General features: G+C 68.6%; 20 protein-coding genes. 4 read left to right on the top strand and 16 right to left on the bottom strand.

From position 1 onward, the window contains the following. The first annotated feature begins 133 nt into the window (after positions 1-133). Entirely contained in the window at positions 134-913 is a 780-nt protein-coding gene (locus EAS64_RS37805; RefSeq protein WP_145861161.1) for a GNAT family N-acetyltransferase, read from the top strand. On the opposite strand, the gene EAS64_RS37810 is transcribed toward EAS64_RS37805, so the two are convergent. From EAS64_RS37810 to EAS64_RS37820, 3 genes are all read right to left on the bottom strand, one after another. Next, complete coding sequence (locus EAS64_RS37810; protein WP_246116072.1) at positions 891-1,772, bottom strand: acyl-CoA thioesterase domain-containing protein; 882 nt, start codon at positions 1,770-1,772, stop codon at positions 891-893. The two genes, EAS64_RS37805 and EAS64_RS37810, sit on opposite strands and share 23 nt — an antisense overlap. Positions 1,773-1,807: 35 nt before the next feature. After that, entirely contained in the window at positions 1,808-2,692 is an 885-nt protein-coding gene (locus EAS64_RS37815) for an SMP-30/gluconolactonase/LRE family protein (RefSeq protein WP_145861164.1), read from the bottom strand. A gap of 92 nt (positions 2,693-2,784) precedes the next feature. After that, the gene (locus EAS64_RS37820; protein WP_145861165.1) at positions 2,785-3,363 is read right to left on the bottom strand and encodes a dihydrofolate reductase family protein; all 579 of its coding nucleotides are present in this window, start codon (positions 3,361-3,363) and stop codon (positions 2,785-2,787) included. Positions 3,364-3,556: 193 nt separating this feature from the next. Here EAS64_RS37820 and EAS64_RS37825 point away from each other — a divergent pair, with 193 nt between their 5' ends. The 3 genes from EAS64_RS37825 to EAS64_RS37835 are packed head-to-tail and all read left to right on the top strand — an operon-like array spanning position 3,557 to position 4,627. Then, positions 3,557-3,781 carry a hypothetical protein gene (locus EAS64_RS37825; protein WP_145861167.1) on the top strand — a complete coding sequence of 75 codons (225 nt, stop codon included), beginning with the start codon at positions 3,557-3,559 and terminating at the stop codon, positions 3,779-3,781. Between the two features lie 10 nt (positions 3,782-3,791). Beyond that, complete coding sequence (locus EAS64_RS37830) at positions 3,792-4,451, top strand: YciI family protein (protein ID WP_145861169.1); 660 nt, start codon at positions 3,792-3,794, stop codon at positions 4,449-4,451. Beyond that, positions 4,448-4,627 (top strand): chloride channel protein, encoded by a 180-nt coding sequence (locus EAS64_RS37835; protein ID WP_145861172.1) that lies wholly within the window; start codon positions 4,448-4,450, stop codon positions 4,625-4,627. Before EAS64_RS37830 ends, EAS64_RS37835 begins: the two co-directional genes overlap by 4 nt. A gap of 316 nt (positions 4,628-4,943) precedes the next feature. On the opposite strand, the gene EAS64_RS37840 is transcribed toward EAS64_RS37835, so the two are convergent. The 13 genes from EAS64_RS37840 to EAS64_RS37900 all read right to left on the bottom strand — a co-directional run bounded on the left by EAS64_RS37840 (position 4,944) and on the right by EAS64_RS37900 (position 22,179). Continuing rightward, the gene (locus EAS64_RS37840; protein WP_145861173.1) at positions 4,944-5,576 is read right to left on the bottom strand and encodes a hypothetical protein; all 633 of its coding nucleotides are present in this window, start codon (positions 5,574-5,576) and stop codon (positions 4,944-4,946) included. A gap of 2 nt (positions 5,577-5,578) precedes the next feature. Then, positions 5,579-6,055, bottom strand: coding sequence for a hypothetical protein (locus EAS64_RS37845; RefSeq protein WP_145861175.1), 477 nt, complete (start codon positions 6,053-6,055; stop codon positions 5,579-5,581). A 34-nt stretch (positions 6,056-6,089) separates the two neighbouring features. After that, a complete protein-coding gene (locus EAS64_RS37850) occupies positions 6,090-7,499 on the bottom strand; it encodes a DUF2252 domain-containing protein (protein WP_145861177.1) in 1,410 nt (469 codons plus the stop codon). A gap of 305 nt (positions 7,500-7,804) precedes the next feature. Then, a complete protein-coding gene (locus EAS64_RS37855; protein WP_145861179.1) occupies positions 7,805-9,358 on the bottom strand; it encodes a long-chain-fatty-acid--CoA ligase in 1,554 nt (517 codons plus the stop codon). A gap of 77 nt (positions 9,359-9,435) precedes the next feature. Next, entirely contained in the window at positions 9,436-10,119 is a 684-nt protein-coding gene (locus tag EAS64_RS37860) for a hypothetical protein (protein ID WP_145861181.1), read from the bottom strand. Between the two features lie 19 nt (positions 10,120-10,138). After that, positions 10,139-11,503, bottom strand: a complete 1,365-nt coding sequence (locus EAS64_RS37865) for a DUF2252 domain-containing protein (RefSeq protein WP_222849899.1) — start codon at positions 11,501-11,503, stop codon at positions 10,139-10,141. 361 nt (positions 11,504-11,864) lie between these two features. Continuing rightward, on the bottom strand, positions 11,865-12,224 hold the full coding sequence (locus EAS64_RS37870) for a carboxymuconolactone decarboxylase family protein (RefSeq protein WP_187366471.1): 360 nt from the start codon (positions 12,222-12,224) through the stop codon (positions 11,865-11,867). 148 nt (positions 12,225-12,372) lie between these two features. Further along, the gene (locus EAS64_RS37875; protein ID WP_222849900.1) at positions 12,373-14,616 is read right to left on the bottom strand and encodes a helix-turn-helix transcriptional regulator; all 2,244 of its coding nucleotides are present in this window, start codon (positions 14,614-14,616) and stop codon (positions 12,373-12,375) included. 169 nt (positions 14,617-14,785) lie between these two features. Beyond that, on the bottom strand, positions 14,786-16,564 hold the full coding sequence (cydC, locus tag EAS64_RS37880) for a thiol reductant ABC exporter subunit CydC (protein WP_145861188.1): 1,779 nt from the start codon (positions 16,562-16,564) through the stop codon (positions 14,786-14,788). Further along, positions 16,561-18,285: a thiol reductant ABC exporter subunit CydD gene (gene cydD / locus EAS64_RS37885; RefSeq protein ID WP_145861424.1), complete on the bottom strand. Its 1,725-nt coding sequence runs from the start codon at positions 18,283-18,285 to the stop codon at positions 16,561-16,563. Before cydD ends, cydC begins: the two co-directional genes overlap by 4 nt. 7 nt (positions 18,286-18,292) lie before the next feature. After that, a complete protein-coding gene (gene zwf, locus EAS64_RS37890) occupies positions 18,293-19,666 on the bottom strand; it encodes a glucose-6-phosphate dehydrogenase (RefSeq protein WP_145861190.1) in 1,374 nt (457 codons plus the stop codon). Between the two features lie 26 nt (positions 19,667-19,692). Next, positions 19,693-20,787 carry a cytochrome d ubiquinol oxidase subunit II gene (gene cydB / locus EAS64_RS37895; RefSeq protein WP_145861192.1) on the bottom strand — a complete coding sequence of 365 codons (1,095 nt, stop codon included), beginning with the start codon at positions 20,785-20,787 and terminating at the stop codon, positions 19,693-19,695. A gap of 9 nt (positions 20,788-20,796) precedes the next feature. Next, entirely contained in the window at positions 20,797-22,179 is a 1,383-nt protein-coding gene (locus EAS64_RS37900; protein ID WP_145861193.1) for a cytochrome ubiquinol oxidase subunit I, read from the bottom strand. Positions 22,180-22,256 lie beyond the last annotated feature (77 nt).

The raw sequence follows: 22,256 nt of genomic DNA on the forward strand, positions 1-22,256 counted from the left end.
GGCCGAGATGAGGAAGGCCGAGGGCCACGCGGCCAGCGGACTTCCTCGGCGGGGGCGTCGGCCCACCCCAGCGACGCCCCCCGCCAAACCTCTCGCCCAGCTGGGACCCTGGTGCAGCGTGTATCTTCGGCGCGTGGAGATTCGCTCCCTTGGCTACCGCACCGACCTGGCGATCCTGGCGCTAGAGGGCAGCCAGGTCACCGACCAGGGAGATCATCTCGTCATCCGCACCCCGGGCAACCCCGACTACTGGTGGGGCAACTTCCTGCTGCTGCGCGATCTCAAGCCCGGCTCGGGCGCTGGCTGGCTGGTCAGCTTCACCGCGGAGTTTCCTGGCGCGCGGCACGTGGCGCTCGGCCTTGACGAGACGGACGCCGACTCCGTCGATCCCAGCGAACTGGCCGGGATGACGCTTGAGCGCAACGCCGTCATGACGGCGGCCGCGGTGCACGCCCCGCCGCAGCCGAACACCGAGGCGGTCATCAGGACCCTCACGGGTGACGCCGACTGGCGGCAGTCGTTCGAGCTCGCGGCGGCGCTCTACGCCGGCGAGCCAGGCGGCGACACGGGGTTCCTCGCGGCCCAGCTGAAGGCGAAGCGAGCGCTGACCGAGGCGGGTCACGCCGCATGGTTCGGCGCCTTCCTCGACGGCACGCTTGTCGCGCAGCTTGGCCTCGTCCGGGGTATCGAGGGACTCGCCAGGTACCAGAGCGTGGAGACGCATCCCGCGGCCCGACGCCGCGGCCTGGCCGGCACCCTGGTCTGGCAGGCAGGCGCGGCCGCCATCGCCGCGGGCACCCGGACGCTCGTCATGGTCGCCGACCCCGACGAGGTCGCCATCCGCGTCTACCGTGCGGTCGGCTTCACCGAGACCGAGGCCCAGCTCAGCTTCATCCGCCGCCCGGTGGAGTAGCGCCTGCCGGTAAGCCGAGCGTCGGGTTGGCCACGGCTGCCACACTCGCGAAGCCGACAGCACCGCTCAGGTCGTGCAGCACGCACCGGCCCGCCGCCACGCCTGCCTCGCTGAGGTGCCCGTCGGGCTGTATCCCGACGTACTCGCCCCGCGGCTCGCGTCCGAGATAGACGGTGTAGTCCGCGTTGATAAAGCTCAGGCCACGGTCGGTGGAGTTGGACACCGGGCTCGCCAGGTCGGCGGCCATCGCGAGGCGCACCAGCGGAGTCAGCTGCTCGCCAGTGACAAGAGGATGCGTGTCCCTGATCCACAGGCCCGCCGTCATCGCCCCGGCGCCGTTGCCGATGCGCCATGACTCCCACGGCGGGGTCCAGCGGCGGGTGGCCATCGGCTCCGGCGGGCCCAGCTCGGGCGGCGTCGGCGCACCCCAGGCGGGCGGCGGGCGGAACCTGCCGTCGGGCTGCGCGGAGCGGCGCAGCAGGACAACCCTGCCCTGGCCGACCGGGCCGTCATCCTGCTCGACGGTCACGTCGAGGACCATGATGCGCCTGCCCGCGCGAACCCGTTTCGTGGTCACCCTAACCGGCGCGAGCGGCGCCGACCGGAACAGGTCAACGGTCAGGCGGCTGCAGGCCAGCTCGGCGGACTCGGCGCGGGCCTGCTCCGCCGCTCGCGCCGTCAGGCCGCCGATAAGCCGCCCGTGCAGTACCTGGCCCCACGGGCTGGTCGCGAACGCGGCGGGTACCAGGAGGTCGCCATCGGCGCGGAAGAAACCTTCGACGCTCGGCTTAGGCGCCCCGACCGCGGCGTCACCGCCATCCGGTGACGGACCGGCGCCGCCGGATGTCTCAACGCTCACAGTCTCCCCTTCCTAATCCAGGACAGGGTAGACGTTCAGGCCGCGCTTGCTTCCAGGGGGACCACGACGATCTTGCCGTCGCGAGCCGACTTGCGTGGCTCCTCGAAGAAGTCGGGGGCGACACAGGCGAACAGGGTGTGGCCGGCGGCGCCGCCGACCGCGCACGCGTACACCGGCATCCCGGGGTGAACCTCGTGGGTGATGGTGCCGCCGTCGGTGACGCGCAGGACCCGTCCGCCGATCGCGTCTGCGATCCAGAGGCCTCCCGCGCCATCAAGGCACGATCCATCGGGCGCGACGACGAGCTGGGGAAATACGCTTTCCAACGCGCGTTCCGTCGGCAGGGGTGCGAACTGCGCCCAGATTCGCCTGGCGGTGAGCTCTCCCTGTGGCGTCAGGTCGAAGGCGGTCACCCGGTTCCCGAACGTCTCGTTCACCAGGAGCACGCGATCAGCGGTGATCACCACGCCGTTCGGGAACCAGAGATCGCCGGCGGCCTCGGTGACGCTCCCGTCGGGATCCACCCGGTACAGGGCGCCAGGCGCCAGCGGCGCTCCGCCCATGAGATCGAAGCCGAAGCAGCCGACGAAGGCGCGGCCCTCGGCATCGACCACCATGTCGTTGAGATGGCCGCTGGCGTGACCGCTGAGGTCGGCGTGCACCCGCAGCGATCCGTCGGCCTCACGGCGCAGGATCTTCTGGTCGCGCATGGACACCACCAGAAGCCGGCCGTCCGGCAGCCAGCCAAGCCCGGAGGGCTGCTGCGTGACGATGGCCTCCACCCGGAGATCGGACCCGTCCTCGCCCGCCGACATGACCTGGCCCGCGTAGAAGTCCGAGAACCACAGCCGGCCTTCGTGCCAGCGCGGAGCCTCCGCGAAATGAAGGTCGGCAAGGACAGTAGCTGGCTCCGTCGCCATCGGGTTCCTCCTGGGTGAGCAGTGGGCAAGCGCCTTGCTCCATGATCACCGAGGAGCAGGAACGGGGAAAGACGTCACGTCGGCCGCGTCGCTCAGCGGGATTCCGGCCGGCTCGGTGGCCCAGCGAGAATCGTCGGAACGTACTCGAGCAGTTGGCTGCGGCCGTCGAAGGTGCGGCTGCCGATCATTTCCAGCGCGACATCGGGGTAGCCGTCGTAGATCCGTTCCCGGCCGCTGCTACCCGTGATCACCGGAAAGACAACCACGCGGAAGCGGTCCGCGAGACCGGCCTTCAGGAGCGAACGGCACAGGGTGAGGCTGCCGATGGTGCGCATCGACGTGGACGCCTTGGCCTTCATCTCACGCACGGCCTCGACCGGGTCCTGAGCCACGAGTCGCGTGTTGGGCCAGAGAAGGGGCTCGCTCAGTGTGGTCGAGAAGACGACCTTCGACATGCCCGCCAGGGCGTCGGTGCCGGGCTCGCCGGCGGCGGCGAATCCCGACATGAGGCGGTAGGTGGCCGCACCCATCAGGACCGTGTAGTCCGCTTCTGGCTGCTCTCCCAGCCAGGTGAGGTACTCGGGTCCTTCGAGTCCCCACCAGCCCGGCCAGCCGTCGGCGGCCGCGTAGCCATCGAGCGAAGTGATGAAGTCGATGAGCAGTTCTGGCATCGTGCGGTCCTCGTCTTTGGGTCTCGGGTAGCGGCACCCGGTCTCACCACCGCGTTTCAGTCCCCAGGTGCCTACGTACCCGGATTTGGTCCGGTCGCGTCCGGCGTGGCGCTGTCCATCTCGGAGATTCCGTTCGTCGTCCGAGTGGACGAGCCGAACGGGCTCGAGAGGACTTCCACCGGATGGAGGAACGATGCTTTACACACTGTCGTACCAGATGTACAAGTACGAGCACGGCCTTCACATCAGTGCCGCCGAGCAGCGGGCCGCGGACGCGCGCGCGGGTGAGATTGCCGCCGCGGTGCACGAGCTGCGGCTCTGCCTCGGACGTGCCTTCCGCCCGCGGCGGCGCGTCCGGCCGGCCCGCAGCGCGGACGCGGTGACTGCGCCAGCTCGGTTCATGTCGAGTGTCCGGTAGCGAGGGGACAATGCAGTACCTGCTGATCCACACGGGCGCCCCAGACCTCGCGGAGGCGTGGGACGACCAAACCTGGGCCGCGCTTGCCCGCTGGCTCGACGAGACGATCAGCTCCGGGGTCAACATTGAGGGCAGCCCGCTGCAGCTGGATGCGGACGCTACCACCATCAAAGGGCGGAACGGCGAGCTCATCGTCACCGACGGACCGTATGCGGAGACCAAGGAGCAGGTGGCCGGCTTTGACGTGATCGAGTGCGCAGGCATGGAGGAAGCGGTGCGGTGGGCCGGCAGGCATCCCCACTCCTGGATGGGGGCGGTCGAGGTGCGGGCCCTGGTCGGCGGTGCTCCGGCCGAGCACTTGCCCGAGCCGGGCGCGGGCAAGACCAGGTACCTGATGCTCGCCTGTACCGATCCGTCGGTGGACCCGCGGGAGTCCGCCATGGAGCCGATCGGTCCCTGGGTAGCCGAGATGGCGGCCGAGGCGTGCGCATGTTCGGCGGCGAGTGGAGGTAACGAAGCGCCGCTGTGGCCGGACCGCTACTGGCGTCGGGCGCGCTATTCGAGCTGGCGCTTGAGGATCTTGCCGGTGGATGTCGTGGGCAGTTCGTCAGCGAACTCCACGATACGAGTCCGATCTCGGCCAGGACGCCCCGGAGCCACAGCGACTTGATCGCCAAGATGCTCACCTTCGCCGTCAGCCAGGGCAGCGGCTTTGTGGGCGGCCCCATCTTCCCGTCGCTGTTCATCGGCGGAACGGCCGGGGTCATCGTTCACCAGGTCATCCCCGGCGTGCCGCTGGGACTGGCCTGCGCCGCGGCGAAACCAGCCGCCCCGGCCAGTGGGTGATCGAGACCCCGGGACCACATGGCTGTCTCTCTGCCAGCACCTTGCCCAGGGCTGAGCAGCGGGCGATACACCCGTTGAGGGTAAGGAGAACGTAACCCCAGCCGAGCAACAGGCGATCCAGGACATTACAACGACGCTCGGCATGGCCGGTTCGCCGTGCTCGCCGCCAGCATGGCGGTGGTGGCCCGAACGGACCATGGTTCCTGTCTGCTACAGCGCGGACTGTAGTGGACTGTCGCGGGCCTGACGATCAGTACGGGGACCCAGTCGGCTCTGCGGAGGGACAGTTTCCGCGTTCTTGCGTCACCGTCAGCGCCTACCGCTGGCCTAGCCATCCCGCATAAGACCGGGATTCATCCAGGCCGGGTTCCGTGCGACCGGGCAGGGCCTGGGCGAACACCAGCGTGGCGGCGGCCTCGATTTCGCTGCGCAGCAGATCGGCGGGACCGGTCGCCTCGAACCCCAGCGTCCACCAGTCCTGGCCGCACGTGCGGACCTCAGTGAGTTCCACCTCGCACTCCGGCTTCGGGCCCAGCCTCGCGGCGGCCGCCACGATCTGCCGGCTGGCCGATGAGAACCGGATGATGCGCCGCTTTTTGCGTACCTTCCTCCAGCCGACCTGGTCGCCGCTGTCTTGGCGGGGAAGGCCGAAGGGAAAGGACCACTTCTGCCAGCCTTCCATGAGCCCGCGGGCGCGGCCCGCCACCTGGAGGACTCCCGGGCTCCCTAGGTAGGCCTTCACCTCCAATGCCCTGCCCCTGCGGATCTTCACCGACAGCCCGGGCAACGACGGATCCAGCAGGTAGGTGTCCTCGCGTGATTCCGTTCTGGCGGGGAACCGCCCGAACCATCCGGCCACCCCGGCCTGCAGTTGGCCTGGGAAGATCCACCGCACCTCGAGGCTGCGGACTGCGTCGGTTACCGGGCTCTGCGGCGGTTCAGCCGTCATCGTCACATGTTCCTGACGCTGGCCGGCGGCCAACCCGGGCGCTGCCTCCGCATGCCTGCGTTTGCGTCAGGCCAGCCAGACGCTGCCCGGGCCCTGCGGACACTCCATGATGCCTTCCGTCGGCCGCGAGCTGAGATCCTCCTTCCCGGGTGATGTCCTATGTGCGGGAACATCCCGCAGGCGGTGAAGGCGAAGGTCACGGCGGGGTTGATGTGCAGCCCGGACAGCGGGCCCAGGCGTAGATCATGGCCATGACGACCACCCCGGGCGCGATCACCGCCGCCGTCCGGCTGATCGGGTTGCCGCCCGTGTAATGGTTCATCATGCCCGCTGCGGCCCGCGACCGTCACGAGAATGAACGTGCCCAGAAACTCGATGGCGAGCCGGATCCGCAACCGCCGCTGCCGGAGGGTGTCTTCGTCGAACTGGATGAGGTAGCGGCGGCCGAGCGATTCAGCGTGCCCGGCGTCGTTCGCCATAGGCCGTTCCCCTGCTTCCTCGCCCTAGGACGTCTCAGATGTCGGTGGTTGTCTGGACCCGGCCGTCTTTGGCGGCGGCCTGGAACGCGGCGTAGTCGCGGTCGTTCTGGTCGGCGTAGGTCTCGGCGAAGTCGGCGATCGCCTGGGCGAATTGGTCGGAGCCGCCGAGGTAGGAGGCCAGCGTGATGCGGTCGCCGGAACGGGCGTGGGCCCGGGCCAGGGACCACCCGCACATTTGCGCGTAGGCGGCCATGCCCGAGGGGATCATCTGCTCGATCGGGAAGGAGAACTTCCAGTCCTTCAGCTGCCGCACGTAGTAGTCGCGGTCCACCCCGTCGGGGCCGGTCACGTGGGTCCAGCCGAGGAAGATGTCGCTTTCGGCCTGCATCAGCAGCTGCCCGGCGACGACGCGCTCGCCGTGGCTGGCGTAGGGGCTGCGCCCGCAGTAGGCGGCCAAGGCGGAGGCCTGGGCTTCCTTGGGCTGCAAGAACAGCGGCTCGGTCCCGTCCCCGGCGTCCATCAGGGCGATCCAGCAGCGGGTGCCGACACTGCCGACCCCGACCACCTTGCGGGCCACCTGAACCAGGGTGAACTGCTCCAGCAGGTGCTTGCGGTCGGACTGCAGGGTGCGCTGGTATTTTCCCAGCACCTCGCGGAGCAGCTTATAGATCGCATCGACCCGTACGTCGGGGAACAGCTGCTCGACCGGCTCGATCAGCGGGGGGTCGCTGATGATCCGCCGCTGCCCGTTGGCCTGGGTGGTGAGCTTGCGCAGCGCTTTGGTGCTGTCCTCGGTGTGGGCCTTGGCCACCATCTTCTCAGTGGCCTTGACCCTTTTCTTTTTCATCTGCGACCGGAACTGTGCGATCGCGTCCTCGACGTCGAGGTGGGCATACCACACCGCCAGGAAAGGCTGCTCCGCGAAGGCGCGCATCGCCGTGCGGTAGCTCTCGGCCCCCGCGAGGATGATCTTGCGGCGGGCCTTGGCGGTGAACCCGTTCTCCCGTCCGGCCACGGCCAGGCTGGCCGCCAGCCGCTTGACATCCCACTCGAACGGGCCGGGCAGGGTCTCGTCGAAGTCGTTGACATCGAACACCAGCCGCCGGGCGGGGGAGGCGAACGCGCCGAAATTGGACAGGTGCGCGTCCCCGCACAGCTGCACCCGCAGCCCCGAGGTGGGGGTGGTGGCCAGGTCGGCCGCCATCGGCAGCGCCGCCCCCCGGTAGAAGGTGAATGGCGACACCAGCATCCGCCCGTGCCGGACCGGCAGCAGCTCCGGCACCCGGGTCTTTTCCTGCTCCAGCAGCAGCCCGACCGGATCCCGCGACGGGCCCGGCGTGAACTCCGCGTTCGACTCCAGCGGAGCCACTGCCTGGGCGTCCTTCCCCCGCGCCTCCCGGTCGGCCCGGCTCAGCTGCTCCGCATTCTCTGTCTTCACCGGCATGGCAACCCCTTCTTCCCTCCAGGGCCATGAGCGTGATGCGCCGGAACTGCCGGTGAACTACCTGGTTCCTCGCCGCCTGCGCAGCGTCTCCCGGAAACTCACTATCTGGCCCGTTTACGTTGCGTTCACCGTCACGCCACCACTTGATCACCCGCCAGGGTGAGCATCATCGCCCAGATGGAGTGAATCCAGGCCGTCCTCCTCTGGAGGCGTCATCGGCGGGCGAAGCGTGCTGTGTCACGTGACCCGCGCCGGTTCAGGGCCGTCAGGCTTGCACACAGCAACAGAAACACCGGACCAAGGCGCTATTTGAGCTGGCGCTTAAGGATCTTGCCGGTGGATGTCATGGGCAGTTCGTCGGCGAACTCCACGATGCGGGGGTACTTGTACGCCGCGAGCTGCTCCTTGCCCCAGGCGACCAGGTCGTCCTCGGTGACGTCGTGGTCCTTGTTCCTGACCACAACGGCCTTGATCTCCTCCCCGCGCGACTCGTGCGGCACGCCGATGACCGCGACAAGCGAGACCGCCGGGTGGGTCATGAAGACCTCTTCGATCTCGCGCGGGTACACGTTGAACCCGCCGCGGATGATGATGTCCTTGGACCGGTCGACGATGTAGTAGAAGCCGTCGGCGTCCTTCTTCGCCAGGTCGCCGGAGCGGAACCAGCCGTCCCTGATCGCCTCGGCGGTGGCCTCGGGACGGTTGTAGTAGCCCTTCATGACGTTGTGGCCCTTGATCGCGATCTCGCCGATCGCGTCGGGGTCGTCGGGCACATCGGACCAGTCATCGTTGATCAGCTTCATCTCGACGCCGGGGATCGGGACGCCGATCGAGCCGACCCGGACCGGCTGCCCCCACGGGGCGAAGGACGCGACAGGCGACGTCTCCGACAGCCCGTAGCCCTCGAGGATGGTGACACCGAAACGCCGCTGGAAGGCGCGGTGGACTTCGGCGGGCAAGGCCGAGCCGCCTGCCGCGGCGACCCGGAGCCGCGCGGCGATCGCGGAGACGTCAACGCCGTCCTCGAGCGCGCCAAGCAGTGCCCAGTACATCGTCGGCACGCCGGCGAAGAACGTCACCTGCTCGTCAAGCATCAGCCGCAACGCGGCGGGTGCCGTGAAACGCGGCAGCATCACGATGGTGCCGCCGAAGGCGATGGCGTTGTTCTGGATCACGGTCTGGCCGAAGGAGTGGAACAGCGGTAGCACGCACAGGTAGGTGTCCGGGCGCGAGGCGTCGACGTCGAACAGGGCGACGCCGCTGCGTGCGTTGTCGCGCATGTTGCGGTGTCGCAGTTCGGCGCCCTTGGCTTGTCCGGTGGTCCCCGACGTGTAGAGGATGACGGCCGTTTCGTCGTCGTCGACGTCGACCGTCGAATACGCCGCAGGCTGCGCCGCGACCAGCGGCGCGTAGTGCTCCGGTCCTCCCAGCACCGGGGGAGCAGCCGGGTCTGCCGTTACCAGGAAGAACTCACGGCAGCCAGGGGTAGCGCGGAAGCCTTCCCACGCGGCCTCGCCGATCGGCAAGTCGGCGGTGCCCTCGAATGCGAAGTACGCCACCGCCTCGGAGTCCGCCAGGTGATAGGCCACCTCGCGCGGCTTCAACAGCACGTTGAGCGGCACCACGGTCGCGCCGGCCTTGAGAATCCCGTAGTAGATGACCGTGAAGTACGGCAGGTTGGGGCAGGACAGGGCCACCTTGTCGCCCCGGCCCACCCCGCGTGCGGTCAGCAGGTTCGCGACCTGGCTGGAGGCGCCGTCCAACTGCGCGTAGCTGAGCCTGAGGCCACCGGCGACGATTGCCGTCCGGTCGGGATACGCCGCCGCGGTGGACTCGAGCAGGGTGGCAAGATTGGCCATCAGCCGTCGCTTTCGTGATCAGGTGGAGGAGTGGCAGGACTGTAGCACCTAGCGCGTGAGAAAACAGCTCCAGCCGGCTACGCGAGAATGTTGATCGCGCGGGCGATCACCAGCGTGGCGATGGCCAGCGACACGCCTGCTTCCGTCATCATCAGCAGCTTGGCCCATGGCCTGATCGCGGAGACGTCGGTGGGGCTGAACGCCGTGGCCGTCCAGAAACCGAGCGACAGGTAATCGGCAAACTTCGGTACCCACCCGGCGACGACGAACTGCGAGTTCAGCATCTCAGGGAAGACGAACGCCGGGTTGGCCTGCGGATGGTGCGCACGGGCGGCGGCGCCGCCGCGATCCAGATCCCAGTACCACAGCCCGAACGCGATCACGTTCGTCATCCAGATCACCCCGCCGGTTGCCAGCAGCGCGCCGGCGTTGCTGGCGAATAGCTTGTTGTTGCTGAGGATGTCATCGACGAGCCGGGCGGCCGCCAGCAGGTTCGCCAGCGTGAGGCAGGCGATCACCACTCCGGTGGCGATCCGCAGCCAGGTCTTCTGCCGGTCGATCCGGCCAGGGTCCCCGACGATCATGGCCGCGAGCAGCCCGAGCAGCACCACCGGAAGCACCCATGCGGGGTTCACCCGGTACTTGGCGGGCAGCAGTAGATGCAGCACGGCGACGACCACGATCGCCAGCGCCACCGGCCACCAGTGCTCACCCCGCGCGGCCTGGGCCGGCGCCGCCGGGGATCCGTCAACTGACGTCATGCCCGGCGCCGTCCGGTAGTCAGACGCCCTCGACCGCTTCGAGCCGCCCGGCTCGGATCGCTCCGACGAACTCGTCGTAGTCCTTCTGATTCTGGTCGGCGTACCGTTCGCAGAAGTCGACGATCGACTGGTCGAACGCGTCGCTGCTGCCGAGGTATTCGGCGATGGCGACCGGGTCGCCGGAACGGGCGTGCGCCCGCGCCAGCGTCCACCCGCACAGGCGTCCGTAGTACGTCATCGCGAGCGGTGCCATCGTTTCTACCAGGGCCGACCCCTTCATGTCGCGAAGCTGGCGCCAGTAGAAGTTGCGGCTCACGTCCCGCCCTTTGGTCCAGCCCAGGTAGATGTCGCTGACGGCCTGCATCATTCGCTGTCCCTGCACCACCCGCTCGCCGTGCTGACGGAACCGGCTATTGGGCAGGTACGCCTCGAGCACCGAGGCGGTAGCCTCCTTGACCTGCAGGAACAGCGGGTCATGCTCATCGCGGCCCTGTAGTAGCACGATGAACGCCCGGGTCCCGACGCTGCCGACCCCCACCACCTTGCGCGCCGCGTCCACCACCTCGAACTTCTCCAGCAGCAGGCGCCGGTCATATTGCAGGGTGGCCCGGTACGCGCGCAGCTGTTCGTGGATGGTCGGCATGATCTCGTCCGGGGACATGCCGTACGTAGTCAGCAGGTCGCGGGCCGGGACGATGACCGGCGGCTGGCTAACGATCCGGTACTGCCCGTTCACCACCTCGCAGAGCTTGGACAGCGCCTGCACGCTGTCCCGCGTGTGGGCCTTCTCGACGTTCTTCTGCGCGCGCTTGACCGCCTTCTTGGCTTCCTTTTCCTCGTTGGTGTCCTGCTTCTCCTTCTTCTTCCCCGCCTTTGACTTCGTGTCCTTCTTCACTTCCGTTGAGAGCCCGGCCATGGCGCCTTGGATCATCGTCCGGAGACTGTCCTCGTCTTGGTGGGCGTACCAGATGTCCATCGTGGACATCTGCGCGAAATCTCTCATCGCCTCCTGGTAGGCCGCCACCGACGCGAGCGCCACGGCCCGGGTGTCCGCCTTGCCGAACCCGTTGTTCCTGGCGGCGATCGTGAAGCTCGCCACCATCCGCTTCACGTCGTACTCAAACGGCCCCGGCAGAGTCTCGTCGAAGTCGTTCAGGTCGAACATCAGGTGGCGTTCCGGAGAGGCGAACATGCCGAAGTTGGACAGGTGCGCGTCACCGCAGAGCTGGGCGTCCAGGCCGGCTACCGGCGTGTCCTTCAGGTCCGCCGCCATGATCTTGGCCGCGCCACGGTAGAAGGTGAACGGCGAGACCATCATCCGGCCATGCCGGACCGGCACCAGGTCCTGCTCCCTGGTCTTGTTCTGCTCCTCGAGCAGCGCCACTGGGTCCGGCCTGCCTTGTGCCGGGCGCCATCCCGAGTGGCTCGACGGTGGAACCCGATCCCGGGCATCGCGGCCCTCGGCCCGGCGGTCCGCCAGGCTCGGGTGCCCGATTTCTAGCGCTGCTTTTACGGCCTCTTTAACGGCCATCTCTGCTACCTCCTGTTCGGATCTTGGCGATGCGGTCCGTTCGGGAAAATCAAAATCCGGTTATCCCGAACGGGTGCGTGGTTACTGCGACCTGGACACCTGACCTGTAGTCGGCCATCAGGCCGCCTGCCAGCCATGCTGGTCCCGCGGTGGTCCCGGGGCATCACACCGTTAGAGGTATTGCACGATCCCGGCCGGCATGCCATGCGAGCCGTCAATGGCCGCCCGGTTCCTCAAGCGCGGCGTCTATGTCATATCCGAACCCGCCCGCCACACCGGGCGCCGCAGCGACCACCCGGCCGAGTCCGATCACCGGGGCGACGGCCAGCAGCACGCCGGTAACCTCCGCTTCGGTCGCGCCTGCCGCCAGCGCCTTGCTGGTGCTCCATTCCAGGCAGACCTCCGGCGAGCCGATCGCTGCCAGCGCCCCCACCCGGACGAGCGCAGCGACCTTCGGATCAAGCGCCTGGCCATCGGACTGGCCAAAGTTGAGCCCGGCCTGCCCACTGGCGAATTCTTCGTCTATGATCGCCAGTCTGCGCAGGATGTCTTGGTATTTCACCGCCTCACCCACGGATCTATATCCTTCGTCTGGCGTGCACCGCGCACCCACTGGACCGTTTCATTGCTGCCATCGTCGTACCGGGTATGCAGGCGCCGCATCACCCCGTCGTAGGTAAATGCCGGATGAACAGCGTGAACCAGTCCGGCGGTGCGGGCTGCTAGTCGCCGAGCAGGCCGGTCTCTTTCGCTTTCCGCACCGCGTCGTCGCGAGATGAGACGCCAAGCTTGCGGTAGATCGCCTTAATTTCGGTCTTTACCGTATGGATAGAGATGAATAGCCGCTTTGCGATCATGTCGGCCGTGAGGTGTGTCTGCAGGTAGGGGAGCAGCCGTAGCTCGGCCGGCGTGAGCGGCAGCGGGCTGGCGGACCCGGGGGCGGCAATGGTGTCCAGAGCGCGCCGGAACTCGTCGGTATCGTCACTCAGGGTTCCAAGAGCCGGACGGCGGAGCAGGATGTCCTCGATCTCGCGCAGGAGCTGGCGGGCGGTGGCCGCGTCCGCGATGGCGAAATATACCCGGGCCAGCTGCAGTCGCGCCCGAACCGCGAGGTACGGCATTAGGTACGTGGCTGTCGGGCGTGACCGCATCGCACGGGCAAGCTGCCGGTCCGTTTCCTTGCGGTCGCCGTCGTGCAGTGAAAGCCTGGCTGCCGCTCCGAAGGCCGGGATGCTGCAGATGTAGTCGTGCATCCGGTTGTCTTCGATCGTGGCCAGTGCGAGGTTCACGTGGCCGGCCGCCTCCTGCCAGCTACCGCGGTCCATGGCGAGCCACGCGAGCTGGGCTTCGGCGCTGGGTATGGTGTCGAAGTTGCCCATCTCGACGGCGATGGCGGACGCTTCGGTGAACACGGCGCGCGCCTCCTCGAGATGTCCGGCGAGCAGGTGCGCCTGGGCGAGCAGCCACATGGCCGTGTCGCGATAGGGGCTCCAGGCTGCCTCCTGGCCGACGGCGAAGGTGGCGTCGGCCATCATCGCCTCCGGGCCGGCGGCACACATGCCGGCCCGCAACATAGCGCGCGCCGAGTCGAAGGAGGCCGAGCCATCCCCTGGAACACCGTCGAACGAGGCAGCATCAACAACCGCCGCCCACCGCGGTCCCTCCGCCACGTCGCCGGTAAGCACCGTTGCCCAGCACCTCAGCACCGCCAACGGCGGGTGGCGTTCGATGTGCACATCGCCGATCGATCGGTACCAGTGCTGCACGGTTGCCAGCTGCCCGGCCATGAAGGTGGGCAGGGCCAGCTTGGTCACCAGCCGCGTTGCGCGGTCCCGGTCGGTGGTCTGCAGCAGGTGTTCCACGGCCTGCTCCGGTAGACCGTTGGACTCATACCAATTGGCGGCTCGCTCGTGCAGCGTCGCGATGATGTCGGGTTCGGTGCGATGAAGCTCGCCGAGCAGAAACTCCCGGAACAGTGCGTGGTACCGGTACCAGCGCCGCTCGCGGTCGAGCGGGGTCAGGAACAGATTGTGCGCCTCTAGCCGGCGCAGCTGAACGTCGGCGGCGCACGTTGGCAGTACGGCCTGGCAGAGCGGACCGCTGAGCTGATCGAGCACGGCCGTGCGGCGCAGGAACCGCTGGATCGCCTTCGGCTGCCGGGTCAGGGCCTCGTGGTACAGGTAGTCGGCCACGTACCGGTCCTCGCCGCTGACGGTCTGCGGCTGGTCAGGGGACTGCTTCGCGATCAGGGCAGCGAGGTACAGGCCAACCGGCCACCCCTCGGTCCGCCCGGTCACCGCGATCGCCTGCTCCGGGGTAAGGCTCACCTGCGCGTTCGCGAAGATCTGCCGCGCCCCGGCCGCGTCGAGCGCCAGGTCACTGGCGCCGATCTCCAGTGCGTCCGCCGTGGCGCGCAGCCGCGGCAGTTCAGGCTGCTCGTCACGGCTGGCTGCGGCCAGCTGAGATCCCCGCGGAATCGCCGAGATGACCATCCCGAGTACATCGTGGCAAACCGCCGACTGCAGCTCGTGGAGATCGTCAAGCATGAGGACGAAGGGAACGGGGCTCGCGCGGAGCTCCGCGGCCAGGCGCGGCGCGGCGCGGCCAAGCACGGACACGCCTTGGCCTCGCATGTCGGAAACCAGATCAGGACTGCCCAGGCCGGCGCGGCAGAACGCGGACGCGACCGAGGCAAGCAGGGTCGCGGGATCGTCGTCGAAGGGATCGAGAGATACCCAGGCGACGGGCCGGTCTTCCGCGGCGGCACATTGAGCGAGGAAGGTCGACTTGCCGTAGCCTGCCGGTGCCGTGACCGCGATGAGGCGGCAGCCGCTCGAACGAGCGGTCTCCACCAGGTCGCTGTGCCCGACGGTGCCTTGCCGAGGTTGCGGAACCGAAAACTTGGCGTCGAGCAGCAGCTGCCCCAGGTCAGCTGGCGTCGGCGCGTCACGTGTGTTCGCCGTCACCTTCGAACCTTTGACTGTTCTTGACCTCGCCTGCCGCGGAACGTGCAGGCGCTGGTCAGCCCCCGTAGTCATTGAGGACGATTTTAGCTCTTGCCATTGAAGGGCCCATTGAGTCACCCGGGTCGACTGAGACATTGTGCCACTGACCAGGGAAGACTCTTGGAAATGATCAGTATCCGTGCTCACACAGCCGCTGATAGCGTCCGCCCGCACGGCGGAGCTGCTGGTGGGGGCCCTGCTCGGCGATCCTGCCATGGTCGAGGACCACGATCTCGTCGACTTGGTCAAGACCGTCTAGTTCATGGGTGATGAGCAAGACGGACCTGCCTTCGGTGGCGTGCAGCAGGTCGGTGGTGAGCGCCCGGCGGGCGGTCGGGTCCAGGTGGCTGGTGGGCTCGTCGAGGATAAGCAGCCGCGGGTCGGCAAGGAATGCCCGGGCGAGCGCCAGCCGCTGTCGCTCGCCCCCGGAGACGGCCGCTCCGCGGGCGCCGACGGGGGTGTCCCAGCCCTGGGGCAGCGACTCGATCCACGGCAGCAGCCGGGCCCGGCCGGCGGCGGCCGCCAGCTCCTCGTCGGTGGCCGCTGGCCGGGCCAGCCGCAGGTTGTCGCGGATGGTGGCGGCGAACAGGTACGGATCTTGCGGGCAGCCGCCGATGACGGACCGCACATCGTCGGCCGCGTAGCCGGCCAGGTCGTGGCCGTCGAGCAGGGCCGCGCCCGAGGCCAGCTCGCGGAACCGCATGAGCACCGCGGCGACGGTGGACTTGCCCGCGCCGTTCGCGCCCACCAGCGCCACGCGCCGTCCGGGCGGCAGGTCCAGGCTCACCCGGTCCAGGGCAGGCGGACCGCCCGGCCGGTACACCACGGTGGCATCGCGGAGCTGGACGGCGAACGGGCCGGGCGGCAGTGCCCGCGGGCGGGCCGGCTCGATGACCGGGTCCGGCGCGTCGGTGACGGCGGCGATCCGGCCAGCGGCGACGCGGGCCTGGCCGAGCTGTATGGCGGCAGCGGGCAGCGCGCTGACCGCCTCGAACGCGGCAAGCGCGGTCAGCGTGAGAACCGCGAGCGGCACCCGGGACAGCGTGCCTGCTCCGGTGGCGGCCACCCCGAGCACCAGGACCGCCCAGAGGGTGATGCCGGTGATCGCGCTCATCGATCCGGCGCCGAGGGCGGAGGCCGCGGCGGTCCGGCCGTCCAACCGGGTCAGTTCGGCGTCGGTGACCTCGGCGCGGGCAAGCGCGGCGTCGGCGGCGCCGAAGGCGTGCAGGTCGGCCGCTCCGTCCAGTAGTTCGGTGACGGTGGCGGCGAGCCTGCCGCGGGCGGGTGCCGCCGCCCTTGCGGCCTTCCTGGCCACGGCGGCCCCGGCCAGCGGCACGACGAGGGCGGCGGTCAGCAGTCCGGCTGCCAGCACGGCCGCCGCCGGGGCGAGGATAAGCAGGCATCCGGCCACCGTGGCACCGCCCACCAGGGCGGCGGCCACGACTGGGGTGACGCCGCGGATGAACAGGTCCTGGGTGGCGTCGACGTCAGAGACCAGCCGGGCGAGCAGGTCGCCGGACCGGAAGAGCACCAACCCGTTCGGTGCCAGCGCCTCAAGCCGCCGCCAGATCGCGACCCGCACCTGGGCGAGGACACGGAAGGCAACGTCGTGGGAGGCCAGCCGCTCCAGGTACCGGAACACGCCGCGGCCGACGCTCAGTGCGCGCACGGCGACCACTGCCACCGAGATCGCCAGGATGCTCGGGTGCTGCGACGCCCTGGCGAGCAGGAATCCGGAGACGGCGAGCAGGGCGACGCCGCAGCCGGTGGCGGCGGCACCGGCCGCCGCCGCGCCGAGCAGCCTGCCGCGCAGCGGCCGGGCCATCGCGAGCAGCCGCAGCAGCGGCGGCCGCCCGTCCCTGGCCAGCCCATTCCCGTCTAGCGCGGTGGCCGGGTTCCTGGCGATCATCGGATGACGGCCGTGGCGACCGGACTGGCCTGCCGGGATGCGGGTTCCGTGCGCCGGCGACCGTCCACGGTGATGACCTGGCTGGCGCCGGCGAGGCCGGCGTCCCGGTGCGTGGCCACGATGATCGTGCGCCCGGCCAGCGGGCCGCGGATGGCGCGGTCGATCGCGGCGGCGGCGGCCGGGGCGAGGTGGGCCGTTGGCTCGTCGAGGAGCAGCAGCGGAACGTCGCGCAGCAGCGCCCGGGCCAGAGCGAGTTGCTGGCGCTCCCCGGCCGACAGCCGGACGGCCTGCTCTTCCAGCTGAGTGTCATAGCCGTGCGGGAGCGCTTCGATGAACGAGGCTGCCCCGGCGAGCCCGGCGGCCTCCTCGATGGCCGCCCGGGAGGCGCCGGGCTGTCCGAGGGCGATGTTGTCAGCCACCGACGCGGCGAAGAGGCTGGGGTGTTGCGGAACCCAGGCGATCTGCGCGCGCCAGGGCTCGACGGGGACGGCGTCCAGGTCGGTTCCGCCGGCCTGGACGGTTCCCGAACTCGGCTCGATGAACCTCAGCAGCAGCCGCAGCACGGTGGTCTTGCCCGCGCCGCTCGGTCCCGTGAGCATGACCAGCTCACCCGGGCTGATGGTCAGGTCAAGTCCGTCCAGGGCCGGACAGTCCCGGCCGGGGTATGCCACGGAAACCCCGTTCAGCGAGATCGTGGCCGCGCGCAGGTCGGGAACCCGCGCGCCGCGGTCCACCAGTGCGGCCGGGGCCCGGACCGCCCGCGACGGCACCGGGGTGTCAAGGACGGCGAAGATGCTCTGCGCGGCGGCGGTCCCCTCCGCGCTGGCATGGTACTGGGCCGCCACCGCCCGCAGCGGCAGGTACGCCTCCGGGGTGAGCAGCAGCACGAGCAGCGCCGTCTGGTACTGCATGTGCCCGGACAGCAGCCGTAGCCCGGTCTCCACCGCGACGATGGCCGTGGCCAGTGCCGCGGACAGTTCAAGGACCAGTGCGGACAGGAACGCGATGCGCAGCGTCGCCATGGTGGCGGACCGGTGCTCGCTGGTCACCCTTGCGATCACCTGCTCCTGGAACTTGGCCCGGCCGAATGCCTTGAGCGTGGGCAGCCCCTGCACGACATCCAGGAAATGACCGCTGAGCTGGGCAAGCAGCCGCCACTGGCGGTTTGTCTGCGCCTTGGTGTGCAGGCCGACCAGGGCCGCGAACAGCGGGATCAGCGGCAGTGTGGCCGCGATGACCACGCCGGAGATCCAGTCGGCGGCGGTCACCGTCACCACCACCGCGACGGGGACCAGCACGGAAAGCACCAGTTGCGGCAGGTACCGCGCGAAGTAGGGGTCAAGTCCGTCTAGCCCCTTCGTCGCCTGCGCGGCGATCTCGCCTGGTCGCTGCCCCTCCAGCGAGACCGGCGCCAGCCGCAGGGCGTGCCTGATCAGCTTGCGCCGCAGCTGCGACTTCACCCGGGCCGCGGCCCGCAGCGCCGCGACTTCGCCGCCGTAGGCGGCGGCGGCCCGCGCGAGCACCACGCCAAGCAGCAGGAGGAGCGTCCCGGCCAGGGCCGTGGCCCCGGTACCGAGGGCCGCGGTGGCTAGTGCGCGGGCGAGCAGCGCCGCCTGCGCCAGAATGAGCCCGGTGACCGCCAGGCCGAGCAGCACGGTGACGAACAGGCAGGTCCTGGCCGCCCGCGCGTGCCTCAGCAGCCTGGGGTCAACGGCCCTCATCACGCGGTCAGGCGGCCGGGTTACGCCACGTGTCCCCGGCGGGCAGCAGCCGGTCGGCTTCCTTCGGGCCCCAGCTGTCTCGCGGGTAGGGGTGCACCGGGACGGCGTCGCCGAGCACCGGGTCGACGATCTCCCAGGCGGCCTCGACGGTGTCCTGACTGGCGAACAGCCACCGGTCCCCGTCGAGCGCGGCGCCGATGAGCCGGTCATACGGGCGCATGTCCGTCCCGGACTGCTGTGCGAAGGAAAGATCCTCGGCCTGCGGCTCCCAGCCTGCGCCCGGCTTCTTGCCGTGCAGGGTGAGGCCGACGGCTGCTTCTGGCCAGATTCGGAACCGCAGCGAGTCTTGCGGGGTGGCGGGCTCGATGCCGAACACGTCGTGCGGCGGCCGCTTGAGGGTGATGCTGACCTCGGTGGCGGTGACCGGCATGGTCTTGCCCGCACGGATGAGGATTGGGACTCCGGCCCAGCGCCAGGAATCGACATTGAGCCGGACCGCCACAAAGGACTCCACGGTGGAGTCGGCGGCGACGCCATCGACCTGGCGGTAGCCCTCGTACTGGCCGCGGACGGTGTTTTCCGGCGTGAGCGGGCTGATCGCGTTGAGGACGGTCTGCTTGGCCTGGCGCCAGTGCTTCATGCCGGTCCCGGACGGCGGTTCGGCCAGCACGCTGGCCAGCACCTGGAGCATGTGGTTTTGCAGCACGTCGCGGATGGCACCGGTGTGGTCGTAGAACCGGCCGCGGTCGGACACGTCGAACGCCTCGGCCATGGTGATCTGGATGCTCTCCACGTGGTCGCGGTTGAGCAGCGGCTCGATCGCTGCGTTGGCGAACCGGACGAACAGCACGTTCTCTACCGGGTCGAAGGCGAGCCAGTCGTCGACCCGGAAGATGGCCTCCTCGGGGAAGTGCCGGTGCATGGTGTCGTTGAGCTGCCGTGAGCTGGCCAGGTCGGTGCCGAACGGCTTTTCCACCATCACCCGGGCGTCGTCGGCGCGGCCGACGGCGGCGATGCCCTGGGAGATCCGCCCGAACAGGAACGGCGGCACCTCCAGGTAGAACAGCACCTTCCTGCCCGCGCCGATCTCTTCGGACATGGCCTTGTAGGTGTTGTCGTCGTCGAGGTCACCGTCGACATACCGCAGCAGGTTCAGCATCTTCACCGCGTCCGGGTCGGCGGGGTCCATCTTGTTGAGCTTGAGTGAGTTGACGGCGTAGTCGCGGAACTCCGAGAGACCCCAGCCGCTCTTGGCCACCCCGATCACCGGGACGTCGAGAACGCCCCGCTTGACCAGCCCCACCAGCGCGGGGAAGGTCTCCAGTTTGGCCAGGTCACCGGTGGCGCCGAAGATGACCAGGGCGTCGACTTTGTCGGACATGTCGCTACCTCCTAGTGGGTCGTTTCCTACGCGCGGGGCGTGACTCTGCCCCATGGGCGCACTGAGCGTCGCCGCGGAGGCTCCGCGGCCCGAGGCTCCGGCACCTCCGCAGGGGCCGCGCCTGGCCGGAACTCGCTGGCGCTAACGCGCCTGCGGAACACGTAATAGGTCCACGCCTGGTAGCCGAGCACCAGCGGCAAGAAGATGATGACCACGATCGTCATCGCCTTGAGCGAGTACGGCGGGGACGCGGTGTTGTGCACGGTGAGGTTGTAGGCGGCGTTGGTGGAGGACACCATCACGTTGGGATACAGGTCGACGAAGAGCGTGATGATGCAGGCCGCTATGGTCACGCAGGTCGCGGCGAACGCGAAGCCGTCGCGGCGGGCGTAGACAAGCGAGACCGCGGCGAGGGCGGCCAGGATGGCAAGCAGTTCGATCACGTTGAGGAAGAAGGCGCTGCTCGCCTCTATATGCGTCCAGATGATGAAGCCGATGACGAAGGCGCAGGTGACCGGGGCCACGCGACGGGCGATCCGCCGGGACCGCTCATGTTCGTCGCCGGTGGTTTTGAGGCTCAGGAAGTTCGCGCCGTGCAGCAGGCAGACCAAGACGATGGTGACGCCAGTGAACACGGCGTACGGCTGCAACAGGTCCCAGAACGAGCCGGTGTAATTCTGCGCCGAGTTGATCGGCAGGCCGTGCAGCAGGTCGCCGAGTGCGATGCCGAACAGTAGCGGGGCCAGCACGCTGCCGACGGTCAGCCCGACATCCCAGGTGCGCCGCCAGCGGGCGGCGTCCCGCTTCCCGCGGTACTCGAAGGCCACACCGCGGATGATGAGGCAGCCAAGGAGCAGGACAAGCGCGAGGTACATCCCGGAGAACATGGTCGCGTACCAGCCGGGGAACGCGGCGAACATGGCTGCCCCGGCGACGATCAGCCACACCTCGTTGCCGTCCCAGAGCGGCCCGATCGTGTTGATGGCTGCCCGGCGCCCTGCCTCGTCGCGCCCGACCACGCTGTGCAGCATGCCGACACCGAAGTCGAATCCCTCGAGGACGAAAAACCCGGTCCACAGGATGGCGATGACGATGAACCAGAACGGTACGAAGCTGCTCATCGATGCCTCTCAGTACAAGACGGCGGGCACAGGCGCGTCCGTGTCGGCTGGAGCGGGAGCGGACGGAAGCTGTTTTCGCGAGTATTTGAGCATCAAGAGCAGGTCGACCGTGCCCAGGGTGCCGTACAGCAGGATGAAGAAGACCAGACTGATCCACAGCCAGGTGACGCTGACCGTCGGCGATATTCCGTTCTTCGTCAGCATGATGCCCTGCACGATCCACGGCTGGCGGCCGCTCTCTGTCAGTAGCCAGCCCGCGGTGTTCATGAGGAACGGCAGCACGGCGGACCAGACCGCCACCTTCAAGAACACCCGCGAGGTGGCCAGCGATTTGCGGTGGTTCAGCCACAGCCCCCACAGAGATAGCAGCAGTACCAGCGCGCCCAGGTAAGCCATCGTGCGCATGCTCCAGTACTGGATGAAGACGTTCGGCACGTAGTTGCCCGGCCCGAACTGCTTGGTGTACTGCGCCTGCAGCGGGTTCAGCCCGACGACCTGCCCGTTCCAGTGGTTGGTGGCCAGCAGGGACAGCAGGTGCGGGATTTCGAGAATCTGGGTCGGCGTCTGGTCCTGGTTGCCGCCGCCGATCTGGAACAGCGAGAACGAGCACGGCTGGCAGGTGGTCCACTGCGCCTCGGCGGCCGCGATCTTCATCGGCTGGTACTTGCCCTCGATGACGCCGAGCTCGTCGCCGACCAGCATGGTGAACAAGATGGCCGGGAGCAGCACGATCAGCGACATCCTGGTGGAACGGATGAACACGCCCCGGTCACCGCCGTGCCTGAGCTGCCATGCGGAGACGGCAAGCATGATGATCGCGCCGGTCGTCAGCGCGACGAACACCACCTTGGCGTATCCCCACAGGAACACCGGGTTGGTGAACACCGCCCAGAGGTTGTTGAGCACCGGTTTGCCGTTGACCATGGTGTAGCCGACTGGGTGCTGCATCCAGGAGTTCGCCGCCAGGATGAACGCCGCCGAGAGCATGCTGCCAAACGCGACAAGCCAGATCGTCGCCAGGTGCACGCGGCGCGACAGCCTGTTCCAGCCGAACAGCCACAGCCCGAGGAACGTGGACTCGAGGAAGAACGCGGCGAGGCCCTCCATGGCCAGCGGCGCGCCGAAGATGTTGCCGACAAGCCGTGAGTACTGCCCCCAGTTCATCCCGAACTCAAACTCCTGGACGAGTCCGGTCACTACGCCGATCGCGATGTTGATGACGAGCAGCGTGCCGAAGAACCGGGTCAGCCGGTAGTACTCCTCGCGCCGGCTGCGATGCCAGGCCGTCTGCAGCAGCGCGGTCAGGAACGCCAGCCCCATCGTGACGGGCACAAAGAAGAAGTGATTGATCGAGGTGAACGCGAACTGAATCCGCGCCAGATCAACGTTCATTCGGCTGTCTCCCGATGAGAGCGCTTCCCGCCTTGGTCCTTGGTCGCCATCGTGGACTGCGCGTATGAGCTGCGGCA

This window comes from Trebonia kvetii, assembly GCF_007827045.1.
In the GTDB taxonomy this organism is placed as follows: domain Bacteria; phylum Actinomycetota; class Actinomycetes; order Streptosporangiales; family Streptosporangiaceae; genus Trebonia; species Trebonia kvetii.

Excerpts from the sequence above, each read along its gene's own strand:
- EAS64_RS37820 (WP_145861165.1), bottom strand. The coding sequence starts at position 3,363 with ATGCCAGAACTGCTCATCGACTTCATCACTTCGCTCGATGGCTACGCG.
- cydD (WP_145861424.1), bottom strand. The coding sequence starts at position 18,285 with ATGAGGGCCGTTGACCCCAGGCTGCTGAGGCACGCGCGGGCGGCCAGG.
- EAS64_RS37860 (WP_145861181.1), bottom strand. The coding sequence starts at position 10,119 with ATGACGTCAGTTGACGGATCCCCGGCGGCGCCGGCCCAGGCCGCGCGG.
- cydB (WP_145861192.1), bottom strand. The coding sequence starts at position 20,787 with ATGAGCAGCTTCGTACCGTTCTGGTTCATCGTCATCGCCATCCTGTGG.
- EAS64_RS37900 (WP_145861193.1), bottom strand. The coding sequence starts at position 22,179 with ATGAACGTTGATCTGGCGCGGATTCAGTTCGCGTTCACCTCGATCAAT.
- EAS64_RS37815 (WP_145861164.1), bottom strand. The coding sequence starts at position 2,692 with ATGGCGACGGAGCCAGCTACTGTCCTTGCCGACCTTCATTTCGCGGAG.
- zwf (WP_145861190.1), bottom strand. The coding sequence starts at position 19,666 with ATGTCCGACAAAGTCGACGCCCTGGTCATCTTCGGCGCCACCGGTGAC.
- EAS64_RS37830 (WP_145861169.1), top strand. The coding sequence starts at position 3,792 with ATGCAGTACCTGCTGATCCACACGGGCGCCCCAGACCTCGCGGAGGCG.
- cydC (WP_145861188.1), bottom strand. The coding sequence starts at position 16,564 with ATGATCGCCAGGAACCCGGCCACCGCGCTAGACGGGAATGGGCTGGCC.
- EAS64_RS37845 (WP_145861175.1), bottom strand. The coding sequence starts at position 6,055 with ATGGCGAACGACGCCGGGCACGCTGAATCGCTCGGCCGCCGCTACCTC.
- EAS64_RS37840 (WP_145861173.1), bottom strand. The coding sequence starts at position 5,576 with ATGACGGCTGAACCGCCGCAGAGCCCGGTAACCGACGCAGTCCGCAGC.
- EAS64_RS37850 (WP_145861177.1), bottom strand. The coding sequence starts at position 7,499 with ATGCCGGTGAAGACAGAGAATGCGGAGCAGCTGAGCCGGGCCGACCGG.
- EAS64_RS37855 (WP_145861179.1), bottom strand. The coding sequence starts at position 9,358 with ATGGCCAATCTTGCCACCCTGCTCGAGTCCACCGCGGCGGCGTATCCC.
- EAS64_RS37825 (WP_145861167.1), top strand. The coding sequence starts at position 3,557 with ATGCTTTACACACTGTCGTACCAGATGTACAAGTACGAGCACGGCCTT.